Source organism: Actinoplanes sp. L3-i22, assembly GCF_019704555.1.
In the GTDB taxonomy this organism is placed as follows: Bacteria; Actinomycetota; Actinomycetes; order Mycobacteriales; family Micromonosporaceae; genus Actinoplanes.
In genome coordinates this window covers 1939181-1963402 of sequence record NZ_AP024745.1, presented here as the reverse complement: position 1 = coordinate 1963402, position 24222 = coordinate 1939181, and the positions used below count along the sequence as shown (strand labels likewise).

At 70.1% G+C, this 24222-nt stretch carries 19 protein-coding genes; 6 read left to right on the top strand and 13 right to left on the bottom strand.

What is annotated here, in order from left to right; translation table 11 throughout:
- The first annotated feature begins 35 nt into the window (after positions 1-35).
- Both L3i22_RS09010 and L3i22_RS09005 read left to right on the top strand, forming a co-directional pair.
- Entirely contained in the window at positions 36-743 is a 708-nt protein-coding gene (locus L3i22_RS09010; RefSeq protein WP_221326510.1) for a maleylpyruvate isomerase family mycothiol-dependent enzyme, read from the top strand.
- A complete protein-coding gene (locus L3i22_RS09005; protein ID WP_221326509.1) occupies positions 744-1388 on the top strand; it encodes an MBL fold metallo-hydrolase in 645 nt (214 codons plus the stop codon). It abuts the gene before it with no gap.
- Between the two features lie 46 nt (positions 1389-1434).
- Here the strand turns inward: L3i22_RS09005 and L3i22_RS09000 are convergent, their stop codons facing one another.
- The 5 genes from L3i22_RS09000 to L3i22_RS08980 form a co-directional block, all read right to left on the bottom strand.
- Positions 1435-2139: a hypothetical protein gene (locus L3i22_RS09000; RefSeq protein WP_221326508.1), complete on the bottom strand. Its 705-nt coding sequence runs from the start codon at positions 2137-2139 to the stop codon at positions 1435-1437.
- A gap of 13 nt (positions 2140-2152) precedes the next feature.
- Entirely contained in the window at positions 2153-2665 is a 513-nt protein-coding gene (locus L3i22_RS08995; RefSeq protein WP_221326507.1) for a SigE family RNA polymerase sigma factor, read from the bottom strand.
- Between the two features lie 61 nt (positions 2666-2726).
- Positions 2727-3722, bottom strand: a complete 996-nt coding sequence (locus L3i22_RS08990; protein WP_221326506.1) for a hypothetical protein — start codon at positions 3720-3722, stop codon at positions 2727-2729.
- A complete protein-coding gene (locus tag L3i22_RS08985) occupies positions 3716-4456 on the bottom strand; it encodes an aspartate/glutamate racemase family protein (protein ID WP_221326505.1) in 741 nt (246 codons plus the stop codon). Before L3i22_RS08985 ends, L3i22_RS08990 begins: the two co-directional genes overlap by 7 nt.
- Entirely contained in the window at positions 4456-6003 is a 1548-nt protein-coding gene (locus L3i22_RS08980) for an NCS1 family nucleobase:cation symporter-1 (protein WP_255658064.1), read from the bottom strand. The genes L3i22_RS08985 and L3i22_RS08980 overlap by 1 nt, the downstream gene beginning before the upstream one ends.
- A gap of 193 nt (positions 6004-6196) precedes the next feature.
- Between L3i22_RS08980 and L3i22_RS08975 the strand changes: the two genes are divergently transcribed.
- Positions 6197-8002: a GDSL-type esterase/lipase family protein gene (locus L3i22_RS08975; RefSeq protein WP_221326504.1), complete on the top strand. Its 1806-nt coding sequence runs from the start codon at positions 6197-6199 to the stop codon at positions 8000-8002.
- 1 nt (position 8003) lies between these two features.
- On the opposite strand, the gene L3i22_RS08970 is transcribed toward L3i22_RS08975, so the two are convergent.
- Both L3i22_RS08970 and L3i22_RS08965 read right to left on the bottom strand, forming a co-directional pair.
- Positions 8004-9743 (bottom strand): serine/threonine protein kinase, encoded by a 1740-nt coding sequence (locus tag L3i22_RS08970; RefSeq protein ID WP_221326503.1) that lies wholly within the window; start codon positions 9741-9743, stop codon positions 8004-8006.
- 187 nt (positions 9744-9930) lie between these two features.
- Positions 9931-10647: a GntR family transcriptional regulator gene (locus L3i22_RS08965; RefSeq protein ID WP_221326502.1), complete on the bottom strand. Its 717-nt coding sequence runs from the start codon at positions 10645-10647 to the stop codon at positions 9931-9933.
- 81 nt (positions 10648-10728) lie between these two features.
- Between L3i22_RS08965 and L3i22_RS08960 the strand changes: the two genes are divergently transcribed.
- The gene (locus tag L3i22_RS08960) at positions 10729-11352 is read left to right on the top strand and encodes an ATP-dependent Clp protease proteolytic subunit (protein WP_221326501.1); all 624 of its coding nucleotides are present in this window, start codon (positions 10729-10731) and stop codon (positions 11350-11352) included.
- 579 nt (positions 11353-11931) lie between these two features.
- Here L3i22_RS08960 and L3i22_RS08955 read toward each other — a convergent pair.
- Entirely contained in the window at positions 11932-12357 is a 426-nt protein-coding gene (locus L3i22_RS08955; RefSeq protein WP_221326500.1) for an uL11 family ribosomal protein, read from the bottom strand.
- Between the two features lie 184 nt (positions 12358-12541).
- Positions 12542-13348 carry a transglycosylase SLT domain-containing protein gene (locus tag L3i22_RS08950; RefSeq protein ID WP_221326499.1) on the bottom strand — a complete coding sequence of 269 codons (807 nt, stop codon included), beginning with the start codon at positions 13346-13348 and terminating at the stop codon, positions 12542-12544.
- 149 nt (positions 13349-13497) lie between these two features.
- On the opposite strand from L3i22_RS08950, the gene typA reads away from it, so the two are divergent.
- A complete protein-coding gene (typA, locus tag L3i22_RS08945) occupies positions 13498-15360 on the top strand; it encodes a translational GTPase TypA (RefSeq protein WP_221326498.1) in 1863 nt (620 codons plus the stop codon).
- Positions 15361-15709: 349 nt separating this feature from the next.
- Here typA and L3i22_RS08940 read toward each other — a convergent pair whose 3' ends face one another.
- Positions 15710-16711 (bottom strand): TerC family protein, encoded by a 1002-nt coding sequence (locus L3i22_RS08940; RefSeq protein WP_221329867.1) that lies wholly within the window; start codon positions 16709-16711, stop codon positions 15710-15712.
- A gap of 962 nt (positions 16712-17673) precedes the next feature.
- Here L3i22_RS08940 and L3i22_RS08935 point away from each other — a divergent pair.
- Positions 17674-18009: an antibiotic biosynthesis monooxygenase gene (locus L3i22_RS08935; protein WP_221326497.1), complete on the top strand. Its 336-nt coding sequence runs from the start codon at positions 17674-17676 to the stop codon at positions 18007-18009.
- 585 nt (positions 18010-18594) lie between these two features.
- Here the strand turns inward: L3i22_RS08935 and uvrB are convergent.
- From uvrB to rpsA, 3 genes are all read right to left on the bottom strand, one after another.
- A complete protein-coding gene (gene uvrB / locus L3i22_RS08930; RefSeq protein WP_221326496.1) occupies positions 18595-20697 on the bottom strand; it encodes an excinuclease ABC subunit UvrB in 2103 nt (700 codons plus the stop codon).
- A gap of 321 nt (positions 20698-21018) precedes the next feature.
- On the bottom strand, positions 21019-22203 hold the full coding sequence (gene coaE, locus L3i22_RS08925) for a dephospho-CoA kinase (RefSeq protein WP_221326495.1): 1185 nt from the start codon (positions 22201-22203) through the stop codon (positions 21019-21021).
- A gap of 472 nt (positions 22204-22675) precedes the next feature.
- The gene (gene rpsA / locus L3i22_RS08920; RefSeq protein WP_221326494.1) at positions 22676-24181 is read right to left on the bottom strand and encodes a 30S ribosomal protein S1; all 1506 of its coding nucleotides are present in this window, start codon (positions 24179-24181) and stop codon (positions 22676-22678) included.
- Positions 24182-24222: the final 41 nt, after the last annotated feature.

Here is a 24222-nt window from a genome sequence, read left to right as displayed (position 1 = left end):
AATTCCGCGGGCCCGTGGACGCTAGTGTCGTCGGCGTGACGATCGATCCGCTGGCCCTGATGACCGACGTGGACCAGGCCACCGAAACGCTGCTGCGGACCGCCGGGAGCCTCGACGACTCGGTGCTCGGCGAGCCGTCCGCCCTGCCCGGCTGGACCGTCGGGCATGTCCTGACCCACCTCGCGCGCAACGCCGAGGCGTACACGAATCTGCTGACCTGGGCGCGGACCGGGGTGGAGACCCCGGCCTACGCGTCTCCCGAGGCACGCAACGCGGCGATCGAGGCCGGCGCCGGCCGGCCGCTCGACGAGCAGATCGCCGACCTCCGCGCCGCGCACGAGCGGTTCGCCGACGCGGCCGCCGCGATGCCGGCCGAGGCCTGGACGTTCCGCTACCCGTCGATCGTGCCGTCCGCGGCCGCGGTGCCGTGGGCCCGGCTGCGCGAGGTCGAGGTGCACCACGTCGACCTGGGCCGCGGCTACTCCCCGGCGGACTGGTCGGACGCGTTCGCGCTGCGGCTGCTCCGGGAGATCGCCGGCGACCTGCCCGGGTCGGCCCCGGCGATGGTGCTGCACCCGGCCGGCGTCGACCATCCGCTGCACGTCGGCACCCCCTCGGACACGACTCCGGTGATCGGCGGGCCGACCCGCTCGATCGCGGCGTGGCTGGCCGGCCGCGCCGACGGCGCCGACCTGACCGTCTCGCCCGACGGCGAGCTCCCCCGACCGGCAAGGTGGAAATAGATGTCCCAGGAGTACACCGGCTCCGCGCCCGGCACCCGTGACCTGCGCGGCGGGCTGACCCTGCACAAGATCTCGGTCGGCCCGATGGACAACAACGCCTACCTGCTGAGCGCCGGCCGCGAGCAGCTGCTGATCGACGCCGCGAACGACGCCGCGGTGCTGCTCGAGCTGATCGGCGACACCGGCCTGACCAGCGTGGTGACCACCCACCAGCACCAGGACCACTGGTTCGCGCTGGACGAGGTGATCGCGGCGACCGGCGCCGGGTCCCTGGTCCACGAGGCGGACGCCGGGCCGCTGCCGGTGGTGACCCGCAAGCTGCACGACGGCGACACGGTCGAGGTCGGCGGGCACACGCTGGAGGTGATCCACATCGTGGGGCACACGCCCGGCTCGGTGGTCCTGGCCTACCAGGAGCCCGGCGGCGGCCGCACGCACCTGTTCACCGGGGACAGCCTGTTCCCCGGCGGGGTCGGCAACACCCGCGGGAACAAGGCGAACTTCGCGTCGCTGATCGGCGACGTCGAGCGCAAGCTGTTCGACCGTTTCCCGGACGACACCTGGTTCTACCCGGGGCACGGCAAGGACTCCACGCTCGGCGCCGAGCGCCCGCACCTCGGCGAGTGGCGCGAGCGCGGCTGGTAGATCCCCGGGTCCCGGGCAATTGGCGTGCCCGGGACCCGGTCTCATCTCAACCTCGGCCGGGCTTGGCGTTCGCGTTCACGTGGATCCCGGCGGCGAACGCGGTGATCTCGTCCGCCGTCCAGCCGATCCCGTCCCAGACCTGGACCTGCAGGTTGATGCCGTTCGGCTGGGGCAGGTACAGCGTGCGGCCGTCCTTGTCGCCCTCCTTCTTGACCAGGGTGCCGGTCGTGTCGCCGACCTTGACCTTCTGGCCCGCCGGCGTGCCCTTCTCGTCGAGCGACTGCAGCGTCACCGCGACCTTGCCGACGAAGCTGTACGGGTCGGTGTCCGGGGCATCGCCCTGCGGTTCGGCGCTGTTCCGCGGCTTGGCGCCCTTCGGTGCCAGGGTCAGCACGGAATCGTCGACGCCCTGCACCTCGAAGCCGGCCGGGACCTTGTCCACGGAGAAGCCGGCCGGCTGCTCGCCCTTGTAGGCCACGAGCTCGAAGGACACGGTGGCGGTGGTGGTGGCCGCGGTGGTGCCCCCGGCCAGCGGGGCGCTCCCGCTGCCTGCGCCGGGACCGCCGACGGTGGTGACGCCGATCGCCACGGCGGCGATCACGGCCACGAACGCGGAGCCGGTCGCGCCCTGGAGCACCCGGCGGCGCCGCAGGGCGGAGCGGCCGCGGGCCAGGTCCGCGTCGGCCTGGGTGGTGGTGGGTTCGCCCGGCGACCCGGCAAGGTCGGCGAGCTGGTCACGCAAATTCGTCATCGACTGACTCTCTTCAACGGTGGGCGAGCGTGGGGTTCTGGCCGATGACCACCCGGAGCCGGTCGAGCGCCCGGGAGGTCTGACTCTTCACCGTGCCCTCGGAACACCCGAGGGCGTCGGCGGTGTCAGCGACGTCGAGGTCGTAGACGTAGCGGAAGACCAGGGCCGCCCGCATCCGTGGGGGCAACTGCTTCAGGGCCGCGCGCAGCCCCTCGGCCAGCTCGCCGTGCCGCGCCGGCTCGGCCTCGGGAAGGTCCGGCACGTCTGCCATCGGCTCCTCCCGCCGCCGCCACCAGCGTCGCCGCTCGTCGGTCAACGCGTTGACCATCACCCGGCGCAGATATCCGTCCGGATTGTCCGCCCGCTGGAACGCCGGCCAGGCCACGTAGAGCTTGGTCAGCACCGACTGGACCAGGTCCTCCGCCAGGTGGGCGTCGCCCGCCGTCAGCAGGGTGGCAGTCCGCACCAGACCGGATCTCCGGGACACCACGAAGCGGTGGAACTGCTCGTCGCGCTCGCTTCTCACGAGTCCTCCTTCGCTGTCACACCTCCCTGACGACTCCGGTTCCCGCCGGGTTGCACGCCGGTCAGAAATAAGTGGCGCCGTGCACCCGATCGCCGTCGAGGCGCAGCAGCATACGGTTCGCCGGGTCGTGGTGGGTCGGCCGGAAATCCGGTTCGGCGCCGAGCAGCTCGCCGGTCCGCGGGTCCCAGGCGCGCAGGCCGGCCTCGTCCGAGCTGAACAACCGCCGCCCGTCGCTGAAGTACCGGCCGGACGGCCCGGGAATCGTGGCGATCTCGACCGCGGCCGGCACGGACCACCCTTCCGGCACGGCCCGCCGGGTGATGTCGAAGATCCGCGCGCCCGGCGTCATCGCGTCGTCGTCCTCGCCGATCCCCTCGATCGCCACCAGGTCGTCGCCGATCCAGGTCATCGCGTGGTTCCAGTAGTACGTGCGGGTGCAGACGTCGAGCCGGCTCGGCCCGTCCTCGGACTCGTACGGATTCCCGCCCAGCCAGTCGGCGAGACTCCACACCGCCGGGATCCCGACCGGATGCCAGGCCCAGCCGTCGTCGAGCAGCCGGGACCCGTCCGGGCTCAGGTACAGCGCGCCGTGGAAGTAGTCGAGGTCGTGCTCCTCCCGGCCGATGACGCGCGGGGTGAGCAGCTCGCCGGTGGCGGCGTCGGAGACGTCGAGCCGGTTCCAGGCGGTCCGGTGCACGGCCAGGGTCCGGCCGGCCCGCTCGGTGAGGACGAACCCGAAGGGCATGTGCTCGGCGCAGTAGTCCTCGCCGTCCAGCTCCATGGTGACCCGGCCGGTGCGCAGGTCGACGACCGTCCCGTACCGGCCGTAGTCCTCGACCACCGCGGCGAACGTGCCGGCCGGACCGGCGTGCAGGCGGGGCTGTTCGGTCCGGTTCGTCGCGGCGAGCTCCCGCCAGGCGCCGGTGCCGAGCTCCCACCGGCCGATCCGGCCGGTGTCGTCGAGGGTGAGCCAGGTGGCGGGCGCTCCGGCGGGCGCCAGGTCGAGCACGGTTCCGGCCGCGGCGGGCAGCCGGGCCTCCGGGATGTCGGTCAGCACGACCGCATGATGCCGAACTCCGTCAACGGACCGATATACGTTTTCGGCAGCGGCGCGGCGTACTCGTCCCGCTTCGAGGTACGCAGGCCCAGCGTGATCAGGGACTGGACCAGCAGGGTGGCCGCCGAGACGCCGTCGATCACCGGGACGCCCAGCTCCGCGGAGACCTGGGCGCAGAACGCGGCCATCCCGGCGCAGCCGAGCACGATCACGTCCGAGCCGTCCCGGGCCAGGGCCTGCCGGGCCACCGCGACCACCCGGGCCAGCGCCGCCGGGTCCCGGTCCAGGTCGAGGACGGGGATGTCACACGCCCAGACGCCCCGGCAGGCGCCCGCCGGGGCATAACGAACGGCCAGGTCAAGAGCCCTTCCCCGGGTACGGGCAAGGGTTGTCACCACGCTGAAACCGCGACCGAGCAGCGTCGCCGCGTGCATCGCGGCCTCGGCGATGCCGACCACCGGCCCGGCGGCGATCTCGCGGGCCGCGTCCAGACCGGGGTCCCCGAAACACGCGACCACGTAGCCGTCGGCGCCGTCCCGCTCCCCCGCGGCGATCGCGGCGAGCAGGCCGGGCACCGACAACGCCTCGTCGTAGTGGCTCTCGATCGAGGCCGGCCCCATCGCCGGGGTGACGCCCTCGACGACGACGCCCGGGCCGGCGACGGCCCGGGCGCTCGCCTCGATCAGCGTGGTCATCGACGCCGTGGTGTTGGGATTGATGACCCGGATGCGCATCAGGCCGGGACTGCCTCGTCGGCCGCCGGATCCGCGTCGGCCGGGGTCGCGTCCACCGGCTTCCTCACCAGGCCGAGGTAGACCAGGAAGCCCAGGCCGCACCCGATGAACCAGCTGTACTGCGCGATCGTGTGCATGTGCGGCCCGCCGGTCCAGAGCACCGGCACCATCGCGACCACCGCTCCGACCGCGGTCGCGATGATCGCCGGCGGGTGGTAGCCCCGCTTGTAGTGGTACTTGCCGTCCGGCGCCATCGTGAACATCGCGTCCACGTCCACCTGCTGCTTGCGGATCAGGTAGTAGTCGGCGATCAGCACCCCGAAGAGCGGCCCGATGAAGGCGCCCAGCGTCTCCAGCGTGTAGTGGATGACGTCCGGGTTGTTGTACAGGTTCCACGGCGTGATCAGCACCGAGCCGACCGCGGCGATCATGCCGCCGGCCCGCCAGGATATCTTCTGCGGGCTGACGTTGGAGAAGTCGAACGCCGGCGAGATGAAGTTCGCGACGATGTTGATGCCGATGGTGGCGATCGTGAAGGTCAGCGCGCCGAGGACGATCGCGAACGTGCTGTCGATCCGGGACACCGTCTCGACCGGGTCGGTGATCAGCTCGCCGAAGACCGGCAGGGTCAGGCTCGCGGTGACCACGGTCAGGATGCTGAACATCAGGAAGTTGACCGGCAGCCCGAGGAAGTTCCCGGTCTTCACGGCGGTGAACGACTTGCCGTACCGGGAGAAGTCGCCGAAGTTCAGCATCGGGCCGGAGAAGTACGAGACGACCAGCGCGATCGCCCCCAGCATGATCGGCAGCGCGTCGAAGCCGTGGTACTTCACGTCGCCCAGGTTCAGGTCGATCGCGCCCCAGCCGGCCTTGTGGATCAGGTAGCCGGTGAGCGCGAACATCACCACGTAGACGGCCGGCCCGCAGAAGTCGATGAACCTACGGATCGTCTCCATGCCGGTCCAGAACACCGCCGCCTGCAGCACCCAGAGCAGCGCGTACGTGCACCAGCCGAGCACCGGCAGCCCGAGGAAGCCGTGCTGGTCGACGTCCGCCCAGGGGGCCAGGCTCGGCCAGATCTTGAGGACGACCACGTCGAGCGCGGCCGAGGCGAGGTAGGTCTGGATGCCGTACCAGGCGACCGCGATCGCGCCGCGGATGATGGCCGGCACGTTCGCCCCGAGCACCCCGAACGCCACCCGGTTGATCACCGGGTAGGGCACGCCGGTCATCTGGCTGGGCTTGGCGACCAGGTTGCAGAAGAAGTAGACGATCGTGATGCCGACCACCAGCGAGACCAGCACCTGCCAGCTCGACAGGCCGAGCGCGAACAGGCTGCCGGCGGTCACGTACCCGCCGACGCTGTGCACATCGGACATCCAGAACGCGAAGATGTTGTACGAGCCCCATGTCTGTTTGCGCAGCGGGGCCAGGTCCTGATTGGTCAGACGCAAGTCGTAGGAAGGTTTGATGACGCCGCTACCGACCGGCATGCCGGCGGCTTCGACCAGGTCCTCGTGGTGCGTGCTCGGGAGGGTGTCGGCCATGGCGTCACGCTAGGTATTCGCTGTTTCACGGGGATGTGCGGAACCGTATATCTTGTGTTGATCGATATGTGTCGATATTGTTACGCCCGCAACGGGGCGGCCTCGTCGTCGAAAATCCCCTGAAAGCTTTCAACCTCGGAGCCGTGCCCGCCGCTGCTGTACATCCCCCGTAGTCAGCAGAAGGAAGAACGGCATGTCCCCGAGAACCTGGGCACGCTTCGTGCTGCCCGCGCTCCTGCTCGTCGCCGGCCTGGCCGTCGGCTCCCCCGCAACGGCCGCCACCGGTGACGGCTCGCCCACCGACCCCAACATCAGCTTCGTCGGCCGCTGGAACACCTCGAACAGCGCCGCGTACGTGCCGTACTGGGCGGGCGCGTACCTGCGGACCGGCTTCACCGGCAAAACCGTGAAACTCAGGCAGCGCAACACGATCGACCTCTGGGCCAGCATCGACGGCAAGCCGTTCACCGCGTTCAGCAAGGTGTCCGGCACGGTCAACCTGACGCCGACCGCGCTGGCCGCCGGCACCCACACGCTGATCGTCAGCTACCGGCAGGTGGCCGGCTCGTACACCGGCGACGCGGTCTTCCAGGGCCTGGTCCTGGACTCCGGCGCGACCACGGTCAAACCGCCGGCCCGGGCCAAGCTGGTGGAGTTCGTCGGCGACTCGATCACCGCCGGCACCACCAGCAGCCAGCTCGCCGTCACCGACTACGGCTTCGTGACCGGTGAGCAGCTCGGCGTCGACCACACCCAGATCGCGATCGGCGGCATGTGCCTGGCCGAGACCACCGACGGCTGCTGGGCGCACGAGACCCGCTACTGGATGTCCAGCGGCGGCCAGGCCGGCACCGACCAGTGGAACTTCGCCCGCTACACGGCCGGCGCGGTGGTGATCAACCTGGGCACCAACGACAAGAGTCACGGCGTGAGCGGCGCGGACTTCCAGGCGAAGTACACCACGTTCCTCACCCGGATCCGGGCCAAGTTCCCGAACGCGGCGCTGATCGCGATGCGCACGTTCATCGGCCGGTACGCGGCCGAGACCCAGGCCGCGGTGCAGGCCCGCAACGCGGCCGGCGACGCCAACGTGTACTACGTGGACACCACCGGCTGGCTGCCGGCCGACGGCCTGAGCGACTCGGTGCACCCGAACGACAAGGGCCACGCCGCGATCGCCGCCAAGCTCGGCCCGATCCTGGCCCAGCGGCTGAACGGGACCTCGGCGCTCGCCGCCACCACCGACTGCCCGGCCACCACGCCGGCGACGACCACCCTCGCGGCCACGCCGGTGACCGTGTGGATGGCCGGCGACTCGACGATGATGAACGCCAGCACCTGCCCGATCGGCTGGGGCAGCCAGTTCGCGCCGTACTTCACCAGCGACGTCACCGTGAAGAACAGCGCGGTCGGCGGCCGCAGCGTCCAGACCTGGCTGTACGAGGGCAACGTCACCACCGTCAAGAACGCGGCCGGCGAGTGCACGCTCAGCTCGACCGCGTACAGCTCCCGGTGGACCGCGATGCTGAACGCCAGCACCGGGATCAAGTCCGGCGACTACCTGATCATCCAGTTCGGGATCAACGACGGCGACACGGCCTGCCCGCGGCACGTCGGCTCGGCCCGCTTCAAGGAGCTGCTCGGCGTGATGGCGTCCGCGGCCAAGGCGCGCGGCGCGCATCCGATCCTGGTCACCCCGGTCGCCGCGATCACCTGCAGCGGCAGCGTCGCGGTCGGCAACCGCGGCTTCGTCACCGAGACGAAGGACGCGGCCACCGCCAACGGCGTGCCGGTGATCGACCTGCACGCCAAGAGCGTCGCCCTCTACAACTCGCTGGGGCTGTGCCCGAACAACGGCGACTACACCTCGGGCGCGGTCGGCGCGTTCTTCTGCAACGACCACACCCACTTCGAGGCGGCCGGCGCCAAACAGATCGCCGGCCTGATCGCCACCGCCCTGCGGGCGCAGAACATCCCGCTGGCGGCCTACCTGAAGTGACTCAGTAGGTCCACTTCTGGTTCTCGGCGCCGGTGCACTCCCAGATCTGGGCGACCACGCCGTTGGCCGCGCTGCTGTCCGGCACGTCGACGCACTTGTCGGCCCAGCCGCTGGTCAGATCGGACGCGGCGTTGTAGTTGAACTGCTGCTTGGTCCCGCCGGTACAGGTGGCCAGGTGCACCTGGGTGCCGTCGGCGGTGCTGTCGATCTGGGCGCATTTGCCGCGGACCCGCATGGTCCCGTCCGACGGGAAGTCGAACCGGAACGGATCGGTGTCGGCACAACTCCAGAGCTGGACCTTGCCCGTGGTCGCCGGGGCGTAGAGACACGTCCCGGTGCCATGGCTCTGGATCCGGCGGCCCGGCGCGGACGCGGCGGTGGTGCCGGTCGCGGTCGGCGCGGCGCCGCCCGGGGCGGTCACCGTCACGGTCACCGTGCCGCCCGGCGAGCGGCCCGGCTGCGTCGGCTTGGCGGCCGGCCTCCCGGACGGGGCGCCGGCGCGGGACGGGACGGCTCCGGTGGGCGTCGCCGCCAGGTCGTCGACGGCCGGCTCGGAGCCGATCCAGGTCGCGCCGGGCTCCTGCGCGCTCGACTCGCCGCCGCCGTCCACCAGCAGGACGCCCACCCCGGCGCCGGTCGCGACCAGCACGATCACGGCCGCGATCAGGCTGCGGCGGCGCCAGCGCGGCCGCGCCGCCGGCTTCTCCGCCGGTTCCGGCCGCACGGTCGGCCCGGGCAGATCCGGCGCCTGCCCGCCCGCCTGCCCACTTCCGGCCGCTTCGCTTCCGGCCGGTTCGCTTCGCGCCGGTTCGCTTTCCGGCGGCGGGTTCGCCGTGGTCCTGGTCACTGCCGCTTGGGGTACGGCGATAGCCGGCATCCGCTCGGTCGGACCCGCGAACGTCCGCTCACTGAACTGCCGGGCGAACTGTCCCGGTCGCCCGCCGGCCGCCGCGTCCAGCAGCAGCCGATGGGCCGTCTCGCCGTCGGCCCGCTGCGCCGGATCCCGCTGCAGCAGCCCGACCAGCGCCGGCCGCAGCACCCCGGCCCGTTCCGGCGGCGCCGGCAGCTCGGTGGCCAGCGCCGCGAGCGTCGCCAGCGGCGACGACTTCGCGTACGGCGGCCGGCCCTCGACCGCCGCGTACAGCGTCGCGCCCAGCGACCACAGGTCCGCGGCCGCCGTCAGGTCCTGGTCCAGCGCCCGCTCCGGGGCCAGGTAGGACGGCGAGCCGAGCACCACCCCGGTGCTGGTCATACTGGAGTCCCCGGCCGCGCTGGCCAGCCCGAAGTCGGTCAGCACCACCCGGCCGTCGTGCGCGAGCAGCACGTTGCCCGGCTTCACGTCCCGGTGCAGCAGCCCGACCCGGTGCGCGGCCCGCAGCGCGGCGAGCACGCCCAGCCCGATCCGGGCCACCCGCTCCGGCGCCATCGGGCCGTCGGCCTGGATCACGTCGTAGAGCGACCGGGACGGCACGAGCTCCATCACGATCCACGGCTCGCCGGAGTCGAACACCACGTCGAAGACCCGGACCACGTTCGCCTGCTCGACGCGGGCGATCGAGCGGGCCTCCCGGATCGAGCGTTCGCGCAGCGACCGTAGTTCGGCCTCGGTCAGCCCGGCCGGCGGCACGAGCTCCTTGATCGCCACGTCCCGGCCGAGAAGTTCATCCCGGGCCGCCCAGACGCGGCCCATGCCGCCCTGGCCCAACGGCCCTACCAGGCGGTAACGTTCTGCGATCAGCACGGCGGCACGCTACCGGTAGAGATCGTCTCCGAATGTCAGCGACGCGACGCTCCGGGCACGTCAATCGATCGTCAATCGGAGCGCTGAACTCCCGGTGTCCGGCCTTCGCAGCAGGCCAGGAGCGCTCCCACGGCCGTTCCGAACGCTGATCCGGCAGGCCCTATCCCACACTGTGGACAGTGTGAAATCAGTCTCCCTCGGCGAACAGTCCGGTGTGCTGCGGCAATGCGGAGATGAACCCTTGCAGACGGTGATGGTGGCCGGCGCACGCTTGCGCCAGCGCATCCGGCTCCCGGCGGAGGAACGCGGCGAGCATCCCGGCGTGGTCCGAGTGCAGCAACTCGCGATCCGGAGCGGTCAGATGCGACATCGGGCGCAACGGCTCGGTCATGTTCCACGCCGCCTCCAGCATGTGCAGCAGACGGCGCATCCGGCACGGGCTGATCAGCGCGAGATGGAAACGGCGGCTCTCGACGTGATACGCCGTACCCCCGTCGTCGGCCTCGATCGCCGCGTCCAGGGCCCGGAGGGCGGACCTCGCCTGCCGATCGTCCTCCGCGGTGGCCCGGGCCACCGCCGCGCGCAGTGCCGCCGCCTCGAGCGCCTCCCGGACCAGGTAGATCTCGCCGAACTCACCGGCGGTCATCATCGCCACCCGGTAGCCGCCGTTCGGCCGATGATCCACGAGACCCTCGCCGATCAGCGTCATCAGCGCCTCCCGGACCGGGATCCGGCTCACCCCGAAGGCGGCCGCGACCGCGTCCAGCGGGATCGCCGAGCCGGGCGGGACCTCGCCGTACAGGATGATCGCCCGCAGATCGTCGACGATCGCGCTCCGCACGCTGCCGGTCGGCCGGTCGGCCAGGCGCGCCAACAGGGCGGATCGGCGACGAGGACCGGACATGTCCGGACCCTAACGGCTCCCGGTTATCGGCAGATTTCGCGCGTACGCTGGCCGGAGACGCTGCGATCCGCGGAGGCGCCCGTGAATTTCCGACATGATCCGTCTCGGTGGGGATTTCCCCCGCAGCAGCCGCACCAGCCGTTCGACCTGCCACCCGGCGGCCCGGGCATTCCCGGCTGGCTCGAGGAGCGACTCTTCGACCAGCGGATCGTCATGCTGCGCGGCCACCTGACCAGCGAGGCGTCGACCGGGGTCTCGGCCGCGATGCTCACCCTGGACGCGGCCGGCCAGGCGCCGATCCAGCTGCACGTGGCCTGCCCCGGGGGTGACCTGAGCGCCGCCCTCGCCGTCGTCGACGTGATCGACGCGCTGGTGTCGCCGGTGCATGCCCTGGTCACCTCGGAGGCCGGGGGTGCGGCCCTGGCCGTGCTGGCCGCCGCCGACCGGCGGGCCGCCTACCGGCACGCCCGCTTCAAACTCACCGAACCCCGGGCCGCCGGGGTGACCGGCACCGCCGACGAGGTGGCCGCCGCGGCCGGGCAGCACCTGCGGGAGCTGGAGGAGGTCGTGGTCCGCCTGGCCGAGGTGACCGGCAAGCCCCGCAGCCGCGTCGAGGACGACCTGTCCGCCGGCCGCTCCCTCACTGCCGCCGAGGCCCTGGACTACGGCCTCCTCGACGAGGTAATCACCCCGAAGTCCCGCTGACCCACCCCACCCCGCCCCCGGCTGCCCCGCCCCAGCCGGACCCGAAGCCGCACCCCAACCTGGCCACCAGCGCCACTCGCGTCCCCGGCTGGCACTCACGGCTCTTCCCGGGCCCGGGAACAACCCTCAGCGCCAGCCGGGACCGTGAGGCGCGGCTGGGGCTTGAGCCGGCAACCGGCTCGCGTGGGTTCTTTTAAACCGTGCCCACCCTCGGACGTCGCCCTGGAGGGCCTCGCGTTCTGGGCGCCCCGCGCCCTGCGAGGCCCGGAAGGGTCCCCGCGGGAGCGACGATCAGTTATTGGCCGCAGCCGAGGCAATGAAGAAGTTGATCTTCTAGGTGAAGCGACCCGGACCGACCCCGCGCCGGACCACGAAGCAGCCGGACCCCGGAAGCAGCCGGACCCCGGAAGCGCGGCCGGAACAGAAACGGCCGGAAGCGGGCCGGCACGAGGCGGCCGGAAGCGGGGCCGGAACGAGAGACGGCCGGAAGCGGGGCCGGAACGAGAGAAGGCCGGAAGCGGGGCCGGAACGGGAAACGGCCCCGAGCCGGAGCTCGGGGCCGTTTTCAGAAGCGCTGGGTCAGGAAGCGACCTTGACGCCCATCGAACGCGCGGTGCCGGCCACGATCTTGATGGCGGCGTCCATGTCGTTCGCGTTGAGGTCGGGGAGCTTGCGCTCCGCGATCTCCTTGACCTGGGTCGCGCTGAGCGTGCCCACGTGCTGGGTAAGCGGGTTCGACGCGCCGGACTGGATCCCCAGGGACTTGCGGATGAGGAAGCTCGTCGGCGGGGTCTTGTAGACCAGCGTGTGGCTGCGGTCCTCGTAGACCGACACGATGACCGGGATGATCTCACCCCGGTTCTTCGAGGTGGCCTCGTCGTACTCCACCTTGACGGCGCGCATGTTGGCGCCGGTCGGGCCGAGCATCTTACCGAGGTCGACCATCGCGGCGTTACCCGCCTCGAGTGCGAGGGTTACCTCATGGGTCTTCTTCTTGGGAGGCATCGGGTAAGGCTCCTTAGGGTGAGCTGCGGGCCGAGACAACGCAGCTCGCCAGCATCAACGACACACGACAACCCCGAGACCTTACAACCGCTGTGACTAGAGGGTCAAAACGGCTGGTAAGCGGGGTCTCGGGTCCGCCAACCAGTGTAGCTCGCGGTCCCGGCGGGCCTGGGACCACCCCGGATCAGTATTTGTCGCAGAAGCAGGACGACATCAGCGAGCGCACCGAATCCACGTACGCCGGGTTCGGCAGCTTCTTCGTCTTGGCGTTCGCCAGCACGTCGCCGGGGCCGAACTGGTAGGCCGAGATCACCAGGTTGAGCAGGCACCACGAGCTGTGCGTCTTGCACTTGCTCGCGCTCAGGTCGAACACCTTGTCCTCGCCGAACGCCTTCTGCGACATGTAGCGGGTCAGCCAGGCCAGGTAGTTGGCCCCGGCGGTCGCGTTCTGCGTGTAGTTCGTCACGTTGTAGCTCAGCCCGAACCGACCGTTGATCATGTCGACGGTGTCCGGCATGAGCTGCATCAGGCCCTGGCCGCCGTCGCAGTTGAAGACGTTGGTCTGCCAGCCGCTCTCGTGCCACGCGATCGCCTTGACCAGCGGATAGTTCAGCTTCAGCTGCGGCGCCTCGTTGGTCCAGTAGATCTTGCCGGCGGCCGTCTTCAGCGCCGCCTTGACCTTGGTCTTGGCGATCGCGCTGCCCTTGGTGGTGGAGCACGCCGAGACCTCGAAGTTGTTCGGGTCCTCGGTCGGGGTGGGCTTCGCCGTCGGCTTCTTCGAGGTCTTGGACGGCTTCGGGGCCGGCGCCGAGGTGGTCTCCACCGGCTCCGGCGTCCCGGTCTCCTCGAGGGTGGTCGGCTCCTCCGACGCGGACGACTCGACCGCCACCGGGGCCGAGCCCGACGCCTTGTCGTCGCCACCACCGCCGAGCAGACCGCACCCAGCGGTCACCATCAGCACAGCGGCCGCGGCCAGCAAGCGAACCTTCATCGACGAAGTCCTCCCCGTAGAGACATCGAAGGGGAACACTAACAACTGGAGATCACCTTCCGCCGTCCGGCAAATCGCCCAAACGATTACAAGGTTCTGGACTTGACCCCGTGTCACGAACGGCAACCTGAGCCGGGGACAATAGAGGCATGCAGACCCGCACCGACCTCCGTAATGTCGCCATCATCGCTCACGTCGACCATGGCAAAACCACCCTGGTCGACGCCATGCTCCGACAGGGCGGTCAGTCCCACGCACGTGGAGAGATGGCCGAGCGCGCCATGGACTCCATGGACCTGGAGCGGGAAAAGGGCATCACCATTCTCGCCAAGAACACCGCGATCAGCTACAAGCCGGCCGAGAGTGACCCGGTCGTCATCAACATCATCGACACTCCGGGCCACGCCGACTTCGGCGGCGAGGTGGAGCGCGGCCTGACCATGGTCGACGGCGTCGTGCTCCTCGTCGACGCGTCCGAGGGCCCGCTGCCGCAGACCCGCTTCGTGCTCCGCAAGGCGCTGCACGCCCGCCTGCCGATCATCCTGGTGATCAACAAGGTGGACCGTCCGGACGCCCGGATCAAGGAGGTCGTGGACGAGACGTACGCGCTCTTCTTCGACCTGGACGCGGACGAGGACCAGATCGAGTTCCCGATCATCTACGCGTGCGCGCGCGACGGCATCGCCACCCTGAACCAGCCGAAGGACGGCGCCGTCCCGGACGACAGCGACGACCTCGAGCCGCTGTTCAGCACGATCCTGAACACCATCCCGGCCCCGACCTTCACCGAGGGCGCCCCGCTGCAGGCGCACGTCGTCAACCTCGACGCGTCGCCGTTCCTGGGCCGCCTGGCGCTCTGCCGGGTCCGCGAGGGCTGGATCCGCAAGGGCCAGACCGTCGCCTGGTGCAAGACCGACGGCACGGTCTCCAGCGTGCGCATCTCCGAGCTGCTGATCACCGAGGGCCTGGAGCGCAAGTCGGCCGAGAAGGCCGGCCCGGGCGACATCATGGCCGTCGCCGGCATCGCCGAGATCATGATCGGTGAGACCCTCGCCGACGCGGAGAACCCGATCCCGCTGCCGCTGATCACGGTCGACGAGCCGGCCATCTCGATGGTCATCGGCACCAACACCTCGCCGCTGGTCGGCAAGGTCAAGGGCGCCAAGGTCACCGCCCGGATGGTCAAGGACCGGCTGGACAAGGAGCTGATCGGTAACGTCTCGCTCCGCGTCCTGAACACCGAGCGCCCGGACGCCTGGGAGGTGCAGGGCCGTGGTGAGCTGGCCCTCGCGATCCTGGTCGAGCAGATGCGCCGGGAGAACTACGAGCTGACCGTCGGCAAGCCGCAGGTGGTCACCAAGCTCGTCGACGGCAAGGTGCACGAGCCGGTCGAGCGTCTGACCATCGACGCCCCCGACGAGTACATGGGCGCCATCACCCAGCTGCTCGCCACCCGCAAGGGCCGCATGGAGCAGCTGACCAACCACGGCACCGGCTGGCTCCGGATGGAGTGGCTGGTCCCGGCGCGTGGCCTGATCGGCTTCCGCACCGAGTTCCTCACCGAGACCCGCGGCACCGGCATCATGCACCACCTCTACGAGGACCACGAGCCGTGGTTCGGCGAGCTGCGCACCCGGCAGAACGGTTCGCTGGTCGCCGACCGGTCCGGCCCGGTCACCGGCTTCGCGATGATCAACCTGCAGGAGCGCGGTCAGCTCTTCGTCGAGCCGACCACCGAGGTGTACGAGGGCATGATCGTCGGCGAGAACTCGCGCGAGGACGACATGGACGTCAACATCACCAAGGAGAAGAAGCTCACGAACATGCGGGCCGCCGCCGCGGACAACACCGAGCGCCTGATCCCGCCGCGCAAGCTGTCGCTGGAGCAGTCCCTCGAGTTCTGCCGCGAGGACGAGTGCGTCGAGGTCACCCCGACCGCGATCCGCATCCGCAAGGTCGAGCTCGACCAGAACGCTCGCGGCCGCGCCGCCTCGCGCCGCAAGCACCAGTAGTCACACGCCGCTCCGCCGGCAACTGGTAGATCCGGCAACGCCCTCGCCTTTCGGCGGGGGCGTTCCTCTTTCCCTCGGCTTTTTCGCTCACGGTTCGCTGTCGGTCCGGCCCCTTCGCTCACGGTTCGCCGTTGGTCCGGCTTCAGACCGACTGCTTTCCCGTACGGGCGGAGCACGGCGCTCGCGGGCGGTAGTCGTCCTCGCGCGCGCCCGGCTCGGCCGGCTTCCGGAGACTCGGGTTCGACGTGGGCGCCGACGAGGACGGGCCCAGGCGATGGGAGTCGCCTGGGCCCGGAGTGCTCGTGGTGCGGGTGCTCACGCCGTACCGAATAGTCGGTTTTTGCGGGTTTTACTGGCCTGTGGTTACGAGTTCCCTTTTCCGGTCCCGGGAGGATTTGGCCAGGCTGGCGACCGTGGCGATGCCGAGGGTGCCGAGAATGACCAGCAGGGAGAGCCAGATCGGGATCTCCGGGGCCCAGTGCAGGCCGTGGCCGCCGTTGATGAAGTCCAGGCTGTTCGTGTGCAGGGCCTCGAGGAACAGCTTCACGCCGATGAACGCGAGCACCACGGCCAGGCCGACGTTCAGGTAGACCAGGCGCTCCAGCAGGCCGCCGAGCAGGAAGTACAGCTGACGCAGGCCCATCAGCGCGAACACGTTCGCGGTGAAGACCAGGTAGGGCTCCTTGGTGATGCCGAAGATCGCCGGGATCGAGTCGAGCGCGAAGATCAGGTCGGTCGTGCCGATCGCGATCATCACGATCAGCATCGGCGTGAAGAGCCGCTTGCCGGCCGCGGTGACCACCCGGAACTGCCCGTCGCCGAACGACGAGGACATCGGCAGTGCCCGCTTCGCCCAGCGGATCAGCAGGTTCTCCTTGAAGTCCTCCTCGTCGTTCTCACCGTTCTTGACGAGCGTGATGGCCGTGTAGACCAGGAACGCCCCGAAGATGTAGAACACCCAGGAGAACTGCGCGATCAGCGCGGCGCCGGCGGCGATGAACGCACCCCGCATGACCAGCGCGAGCACGATGCCGATCAACAACACCTTCTGCTGGTACCGGCGGGGCACCGCGAACCGGCCCATGATGATCACGAAGACGAAGAGGTTGTCGACGCTCAGCGAATACTCGGTGAGCCAACCGGTGTAGAACTCGCCGGCGGACTGGCCACCGGCCACGGCCCAGACCCCGACGCCGAAGAGCAGAGCGAGCGCGACGTAGAACGCCACCCACCCGCTGGCCTCTTTCATGGAGGGCTCATGCGGCCGACGCCCGATGATCAATAGATCGACGGCGAGGACGGCCACCAACGCCACCAGTGTGGCGAGCCAAACCCAGGCTGAAACGTTCAACGTGAACCTCCGGCAGACACGAGTCGTCGCTGTCCTTTTGCCAGCTTTTTCAAGATCCGGCGAAAAGAACAGCAACGTGCGACTGTCGGAGGTCTCTTCCGCCGCTGACGTTCCGCGACCCCCGGCCCCGGGTTTCCTCGCTGGTCACCCGAGCGAGTCATTCCGTGTTGACGAGACCGGAGCGGGGGAATACTCCCCTCCCACGTTGCCTATTGTTGCGCATCCCGACCCCGATCGACACACCGGGCGGCGAGAAGTAACCGGGTTCGCAACTCAAACCACTCAGGGCAGGCATTACCGGTACGTAATTTTCGGGCAACCCTGCTTTTACCTTGGGTCGGGGAGCCGGAGCGGTCCCCACCAGCGGTTTTGGGGCCTGGGGTCACATCATGGCGTGATCATCATGGGCCGGTGGTGACCTGGGATTCACTCTCAGGTGGCAAGGACCGCGGATGGGGAGCGCCCGTTTCACTCAGGTCACTCCATCACCTCACTGATCGGTAGCGCACGTCAGCGCTCTGTAATCACTCCCCGCCCCGCCACCTCATCACCGCACCCCTGCGCCCGACCCACTTCGCCCCGCCTCGCCGCGCCGCGCTGGCGTCGTCACCACGCCGCTCTCGTTGCCGCGCCACCCCATCGCCTCGCCCTGCGCCCTCTTGTCGGCGCGCCCGCACCCCTTGTCGCCACGCCTTTGCGCCCGCGCCGTCTGGCCGCCGCGCCTTTGCGCCCGCGCCCTCTCGTCGGCGCGCCTTTGTGCCCGCGCGCCTCCGGCGCCCCATCCACGTATGTCGTTCTTCAGCGTCGCCGGCCACCACATGATCGTTCCGCGATGGGTTGTGTTTGAGCTGGGAGAACCCCGTGAGATCGGCCAGAGAGGACAACCTCGCGCGGCTGAGCCGAACGACCCTTAAGGCATCCTAGTAAGCTAGCCATCTGGTGCGTATGGGACGCTTGCGGGCATGATCCTCGAAGTCACGCTAATCGACGTATTACCCGGCCGGGAGGACGACTTCGTCGCCGCCTACCAGCTCGCCCGGCCGGTGATCGCGGGCGCCGAGGGATGCCGTGGCTTACAGGTCAAGCGCCGCACCGAATCCGGCACGCGCTTCGCCCTGCTGATCGAATGGGACTCGGTCGAGGCCCACGAGCAGAACTTCCGCCGCACCGAACGCTTCGCCCAGTGGCGCGCCCTGATCGCGGCAACGCTCGCCCAGCCCCCACTGACCGAGTACTTCGCCGACCTCCCCGCCTCCTCCGCCCGCCCCAACCCCGACCACGACTTCTTCGCCGGCTGATCGCCCGCCCCACCCCGGCACCCACCGGCCCAGCCAGCCGCCCACCGGCCCAGCCAGGCACTCGCCGGCCCAGCCCAGCCAGCCGCCTACCGGCCCCGTCCGCAAGCCGGCCAGGCGCCCACCGGCCCACCCACCAGCCAGGCAGGCCCCCAGCTGACGAGCCGGGGCCGGCTCGGGCGATCCTCGGCCAGGCGGCCACGCCGGACCAGGCCGACCGCCGCGTGATCGCGGCGAAGCGGTCCGCCCGCCGCGTTCAAGCGCATCGCCGCCCGGCAACCGCGCCGGACCAGACCGGCCGACGCGTGGCCGCGTTCAAGCACACCGCCGGCCCAACAATCGCGCGGGACCAGGCTGGCCCCCGCGGAGCCGCGATGAAGCGGGGCGGCCGCCGTGTGACCGTGCTCAAGCGCACCTCCGGCCCGGCAACCGCGCCCGGACCCGGCCAGCGGCCGCGCCGGGCCAGGCCGGCCGCCGTTTGGGCGCGCTGTAGCGGGGGCGGCGGCCGCGTGGCCGCGCCGGGCCAGGCGGGCCGCCGTTTGGGCGCGGTGAAGCGGGGGCGGCGGCCGGGTCGCTGTGGCGGCGCGGTTACTTCACGCCGGCGGCGTCCATTCCGCGGAGTTCCTTCTTCAGTTCGCCGATCTCGTCGCGGATCCGGGCGGCCAGCTCGAACTGCAGCTCGCGCGCCGCACCCAGCATCTGGTCGCTGAGGTCCTGGATGAGCTGGGCCAGCTCGACCCGGGCCATCCCCTCGCGGGCCGGGACCGTGGAGCCGCGGGCCTTCGAGCGGGTCTCCGGCACCGGCGCCTTGCCCCGGGACATCTGGCGGCCGGCGCCGCCGACGATCGCGTCGGTGTCCTCGGCTTCCCGGTAGATGTCGTCGAGGATGTCGTGGATCTTCTTGCGGAGCGCCTGCGGGACGATCCCGTTCGCCTCGTTGTGGGCGATCTGCTTGGCGCGCCGCCGGTCGGTCTCGTCGATCGCGGCCCGCATCGACGGCGTGATCTTGTCGGCATACATGTGGACCTCGCCGGACACGTTCCGGGCGGCCCGGCCGATGGTCTGGATCAGCGAGCGCCCGCTGCGCAGGAACCCTTCCTTGTCCGCGTCGAGGATCGCGACCAGCGACACCTCGGGCAGGTCGAGCCCCTCCCGCAGCAGGTTGATCCCGACCAGCACGTCGTAGTCGCCCTTGCGCAGCTCCTTGAGCAGCTCGACCCGGCGCAGCGTGTCCACCTCGGAGTGCAGGTAGCGCACCCGGATCCCGTTCTCCAGCAGATAGTCGGTGAGGTCCTCGGACATCTTCTTGGTGAGCGTGGTGACCAGGACGCGCTCGTCCTTCTCCGTCCGGAGCTGGATCTCGTGCATCAGGTCGTCGATCTGGCCCTTCGTCGGCTTGACCACGACCTGCGGGTCGACCAGGCCGGTCGGCCGGATCACCTGCTCGACGAACTCGCCCTGCGCCCGCTCCATCTCCCAGTTGCCCGGGGTCGCGGAGAGGAAGACCATCTGGCCGACCCGCTCGAGGAACTCGTCCCACCGGAGCGGACGGTTGTCGGCGGCGCTGGGCAGCCGGAAGCCGTGCTCGATCAGGATCCGTTTCCGCGAGGCGTCGCCCTCATACATCCCGCCGATCTGCGGGATCGTGACGTGCGACTCGTCGATGACGGTGACGAAGTCGTCCGGGAAGTAGTCGAGCAGGGTGTACGCCGGCTCGCCGGGCTGGCGGCCGTCCATGTGCATCGAATAGTTCTCGATGCCGTTGCAGAAGCCGACCTGGCGCATCATCTCGATGTCGTAGGTGGTCCGCATCCGCAGCCGCTGCGCCTCCAGCAGCTTGCCCTGGCGCTCCAGCTCGGCCAGCCGCTCGCCCAGCTCGGCCTCGATGTCGCGGATCGCCCGCTCCATCCGTTCCGGACCGGCCACGTAGTGCGTCGCCGGGAAGATGATCAGCTCGTCGACCTCGCGGACCACCTCGCCGGTGAGCGGGTGCAGGTAATACAGCTTCTCCACCTCGTCGCCGAAGAGCTCGACGCGGATGGCGAGCTCTTCATACGCCGGGATGATCTCCAGCGTGTCACCGCGGACGCGGAACGTGCCGCGCTGGAAGGCGACGTCGTTGCGCGCGTACTGAATGTCGACGAGCCGGCGCAGCAGCTTGTCCCGATCGACCTCGCCGCCGACCTTGACCTTGACGGCGCGCTCGATGTACTCCTGCGGGGTGCCGAGGCCGTAGATCGCGCTGACCGTGGCGACCACGATCGTGTCGCGCCGGGTCAGCAGCGACATGGTGGCCGAGTGCCGGAGCCGCTCGACCTCCTCGTTGACCGACGAGTCCTTCTCGATGTAGGTGTCGGTCTGCGCGATGTACGCCTCGGGCTGGTAGTAGTCGTAATAGCTGACGAAGTATTCGACGGCGTTGTTCGGCATCAGCTCGCGGAACTCCTTGGCGAGCTGGGCGCAGAGCGTCTTGTTCGGCGCGAGCACCAGCGCCGGCCGCTGCAGTCGCTCGATCAGCCACGCGGTGGTCGCGCTCTTGCCGGTGCCGGTCGCGCCGAGCAGCACGGTGTGCCGGTCGCCGTTGCGGACCCGCCGCTCCAGTTCGTCGATTGCCGCGGGCTGGTCACCGGCCGGTTTGTAGTCGCTGATGACCTCGAACCGGCCGTCGAGTCGTGGGATGTCGAGCGCCATGCCCACCACCGTACGTCGGGGGTATGACAAGTTCCGGCAGCGCCCGCCGCCCGCCGGGGACTCCCGTCGCCCCGGCCGTGCCGATGGTGCACATTCGGCCGCGCCGTACGCCATTGTCGGGTCTTTCGCCCGCCCCTACCCTGGCTGGGTAGGCCGCTCGCGGCGGTCGACGCGCGCGGTCGGGACCACCCATCGGTCCAGCCGCGCCGCATCGCGGTCGATGCGCCCCGGCTCCGGCGCGCGCACCCGCGAGGGGTCGCGCGACACGCCGACCGACCGCCGCGAGCGCCGCTAGCCGGCTCCCGAGATCGAGACCCGGGGTCAGGAGAGCGGCGGCTGCCAGCCCGTCGCCAGCGCCCAGTCGTCCGCCGCCCGCGCCTCGTCGTCGAACCACGGCTCCTTGGCCCGCGCATACCCGGCCCGGTCCGCGAACCGCAGCGCCAGCTCCGCCTTCGCCGCCGCGTAGGCGTCCCGCGCCTCCGGGACCGCGCGCAGGTGGTCCCGCATGAGCAGCGCGTACCGCCAGCCGGGCGAGCCGACCACCCGGACGTGCAGGATCATCGGCCGCCCCGGGTCGGCCGAGCCGTGCACCCGCTTCGGCCAGGTCACCCCGGGCAGCCCGCGGGCGTTGTCCACCCACTCCCCCGAGCGGCGCGGGAAACCGGCCACCGCCAGGCGGCCGGCGAGCGCGTCGGCCGCGGCCAGCGTTCGTACCGAAAGCATGAGGTCGATGATGTCCTTGGCCGGCAGGCCGGGCACCGCGGTCGAGCCGATGTGATGCACCACGGCCTCGCCGAGGTGGTGCCGGATCCGTGCGACGAGCCGGTCGGCGGCCTGCGGCCAGGCCGGGTCGGCCGGGACGACGCGCAGCTCAGGGCCCTTGCGGGCGGCATCTCCGAACCGGAGGTTGCGCTCGAAGTCGACCAGCCGGTCACGCCACAACGCGTCGACCCGGGCGTGCAGGGCGGCGAGATCCTCCTCGTTGGGCAGGACCACGTCGGCTGCGGCCTGCCGGGTGGCGTCGTCGGCCTGCGCGCCGATCCGGGCGGCGGCCTCCGCCGCCGACATGCCACGGTCGCGGATCAGCCGCTGCGTCCGCACGTCACGGTCCGCCGAGACGACCAGGACCAGATGGTACGTCGGAGCCAGCCCCGTCTCGACCAGCAACGGCACGTCGTTGACCACGATCGCGTCCGGCGGCGCGGCCTTGACCAGCTCGGCGGTGCGCGCCCGGACCCGCGGGTGGATGATCCGCTCCAGCGTCCGCCGGGCCTCCTCGTCGCCGAAGACCTTCGCCCCCAACGCCGGACGGTCCAGCTCGCCCGCCGCGGTGAGCACCCCGGACCCGAACGCGGCGACGATCTCGGCGAGCCCCTCGGTGCCCGGCTCGACCACCTCACGGGCCAGCTTGTCGGCATCGATGACCACGGCACCGCGCTCGGCCAGCCGTGCCGAGACGGCGCTCTTGCCGGCACCGATGCCACCCGTGAGACCGACCATCAGCATGAAATCAGTATCCCGGCCCGGCGCTCAACCGGCGCGCCGAGCCCCGTCACGACTTGGCGAACGCCAGGCAGCCCACCAGTCGAGTCCCCGCCAACCGTCGAGTCCCCACCCACCAGGGGGCTGACCGCCCGAGGCTCCATTCTCCCGGACTTTCGCAAGATCACGTGGCGGCCCTGTGGACAACCCCGCGCTGTGGAAAACCAGAACCAGGCCCGCGAATGTGCTAGTCGCCCCGGCCCGGAACACAAAGGCCGCACCGCCCGGAACACCGAACGACCGGCCCGGAGCGCGGAGAGGCCACCCCGCAGAACAACCGGCACGGAACACGGAAAGACCGCCCCGAAGCACGGAAGCACCCCGGCCCGGAACAGAGAAAGCCGAAACAGAGAAAGACCGCCCCGGCCGAAGCCGAGACGGTCTTTCTCAGTGCACTACCGGAGCAACCGGTTCCTTACCGGAACAGCCGGGCCGATCAGCTCTTGCCGCCGGCCAGCTTCTCGCGCAGGGCAGCGAGAGCCTCGTCGGTGGCCAGCGTGCCGGCCGGCTCCTCGGCGGAGCGCGTCGGGGCCGACGAGCTCGACGAAGAGGTGGACGACGACGTGGTCACGCCACCGACCGGAGCCGGGTTGAGCGCAGCCTCGGCGTCGGCGTCGCGGGACGCCTGCACCTGCTTGGTGTGGGCCTCCCAGCGCTCGCGGGCGTCCGCGTACTGCTTCTCCCACGTCTCGCGCTGCTTGTCGAAGCCCTCGAGCCACTCACCCGTCTCGGGGTCGAAGCCCTCGGGGTAGATGTAGTTGCCCTCGGCGTCGTACGTCGCGGCCATGCCGTAGAGGGTCGGGTCGAAGTGCTCCTCGCCCTCGACGAAGCCCTCGTTGGCCTGCTTGAGCGACAGCGAGATCCGGCGACGCTCGAGGTCGATGTCGATGACCTTGACCAGGACGTCCGAACCCACCTGGACGACCTGCTCGGGCAGCTCGACGTGCCGCTCGGCCAGCTCGGAGATGTGCACCAGGCCCTCGATGCCGTCATCGACGCGGACGAACGCGCCGAACGGAACGAGCTTGGTGACCTTACCCGGCACGATCTGGTTGATCGCGTGGGTCCGGGCGAACTGACGCCACGGGTCCTCCTGCGTCGCCTTCAGCGACAGCGAGACGCGCTCGCGGTCCAGGTCGACGTCCAGAACCTCGACCTCGACCTCCTGGCCGACCTCGACGACCTCGGAGGGGTGGTCGATGTGCTTCCAGGAGAGCTCGGAGACGTGCACCAGGCCGTCCACGCCGCCAAGGTCGACGAAGGCGCCGAAGTTGACGATCGAGGACACGACGCCCTTGCGGACCTGGCCCTTCTGCAGCTTGTTGAGGAACTCGGTGCGAACCTCGGACTGCGTCTGCTCGAGCCAGGCGCGGCGGGACAGAACCACGTTGTTGCGGTTCTTGTCCAGCTCGATGATCTTCGCCTCGAGCTCGCGGCCGACGTACGGCTGCAGATCGCGGACGCGACGCATCTCGACCAGGGAGGCCGGCAGGAAGCCACGGAGGCCGATGTCCAGGATGAGACCACCCTTGACGACCTCGATGACGGAGCCGCGGACGACGCCGTCCTCTTCCTTGATCTTCTCGATCGTGCCCCAAGCCCGCTCGTACTGAGCGCGCTTCTTCGAGAGGATCAGACGCCCTTCCTTGTCCTCCTTGGTGAGGACGAGGGCTTCGATGTGGTCACCGACCGACACCACTTCCGCGGGGTCCACGTCGTGCTTGATCGACAACTCGCGCGAGGGGATGACGCCCTCGGTCTTGTAGCCGATGTCGAGCAGGACCTCGTCCCGATCGACCTTGACGACGGTGCCTTCGACAATGTCGCCGTCGTTGAAGTACTTGATGGTCTCGTCGATGGCTGCGAGGAAAGCTTCCTCAGAGCCGAGGTCGTCGACGGTGACACGGTTGGCGCTCGAGGTGGCCTCGATGCTGCTCGTCATGTGGACAGTTGCTCCGAACGGATGGATTCGTGGTGTCTCCC

What these genes read in the sequence shown, in the direction of transcription:
- L3i22_RS08985 (WP_221326505.1), bottom strand. Translation starts at nt 4,456, where the DNA reads ATGCGCATCCGGGTCATCAATCCCAACACCACGGCGTCGATGACCACG.
- L3i22_RS08980 (WP_255658064.1), bottom strand. Translation starts at nt 6,003, where the DNA reads ATGGCCGACACCCTCCCGAGCACGCACCACGAGGACCTGGTCGAAGCC.
- L3i22_RS09000 (WP_221326508.1), bottom strand. Translation starts at nt 2,139, where the DNA reads ATGACGAATTTGCGTGACCAGCTCGCCGACCTTGCCGGGTCGCCGGGC.
- L3i22_RS08975 (WP_221326504.1), top strand. Translation starts at nt 6,197, where the DNA reads ATGTCCCCGAGAACCTGGGCACGCTTCGTGCTGCCCGCGCTCCTGCTC.
- L3i22_RS08965 (WP_221326502.1), bottom strand. Translation starts at nt 10,647, where the DNA reads ATGTCCGGTCCTCGTCGCCGATCCGCCCTGTTGGCGCGCCTGGCCGAC.
- uvrB (WP_221326496.1), bottom strand. Translation starts at nt 20,697, where the DNA reads ATGGCGCTCGACATCCCACGACTCGACGGCCGGTTCGAGGTCATCAGC.
- L3i22_RS09005 (WP_221326509.1), top strand. Translation starts at nt 744, where the DNA reads ATGTCCCAGGAGTACACCGGCTCCGCGCCCGGCACCCGTGACCTGCGC.
- typA (WP_221326498.1), top strand. Translation starts at nt 13,498, where the DNA reads ATGCAGACCCGCACCGACCTCCGTAATGTCGCCATCATCGCTCACGTC.
- coaE (WP_221326495.1), bottom strand. Translation starts at nt 22,203, where the DNA reads ATGCTGATGGTCGGTCTCACGGGTGGCATCGGTGCCGGCAAGAGCGCC.
- L3i22_RS08955 (WP_221326500.1), bottom strand. Translation starts at nt 12,357, where the DNA reads ATGCCTCCCAAGAAGAAGACCCATGAGGTAACCCTCGCACTCGAGGCG.
- rpsA (WP_221326494.1), bottom strand. Translation starts at nt 24,181, where the DNA reads ATGACGAGCAGCATCGAGGCCACCTCGAGCGCCAACCGTGTCACCGTC.
- L3i22_RS08935 (WP_221326497.1), top strand. Translation starts at nt 17,674, where the DNA reads ATGATCCTCGAAGTCACGCTAATCGACGTATTACCCGGCCGGGAGGAC.
- L3i22_RS08950 (WP_221326499.1), bottom strand. Translation starts at nt 13,348, where the DNA reads ATGAAGGTTCGCTTGCTGGCCGCGGCCGCTGTGCTGATGGTGACCGCT.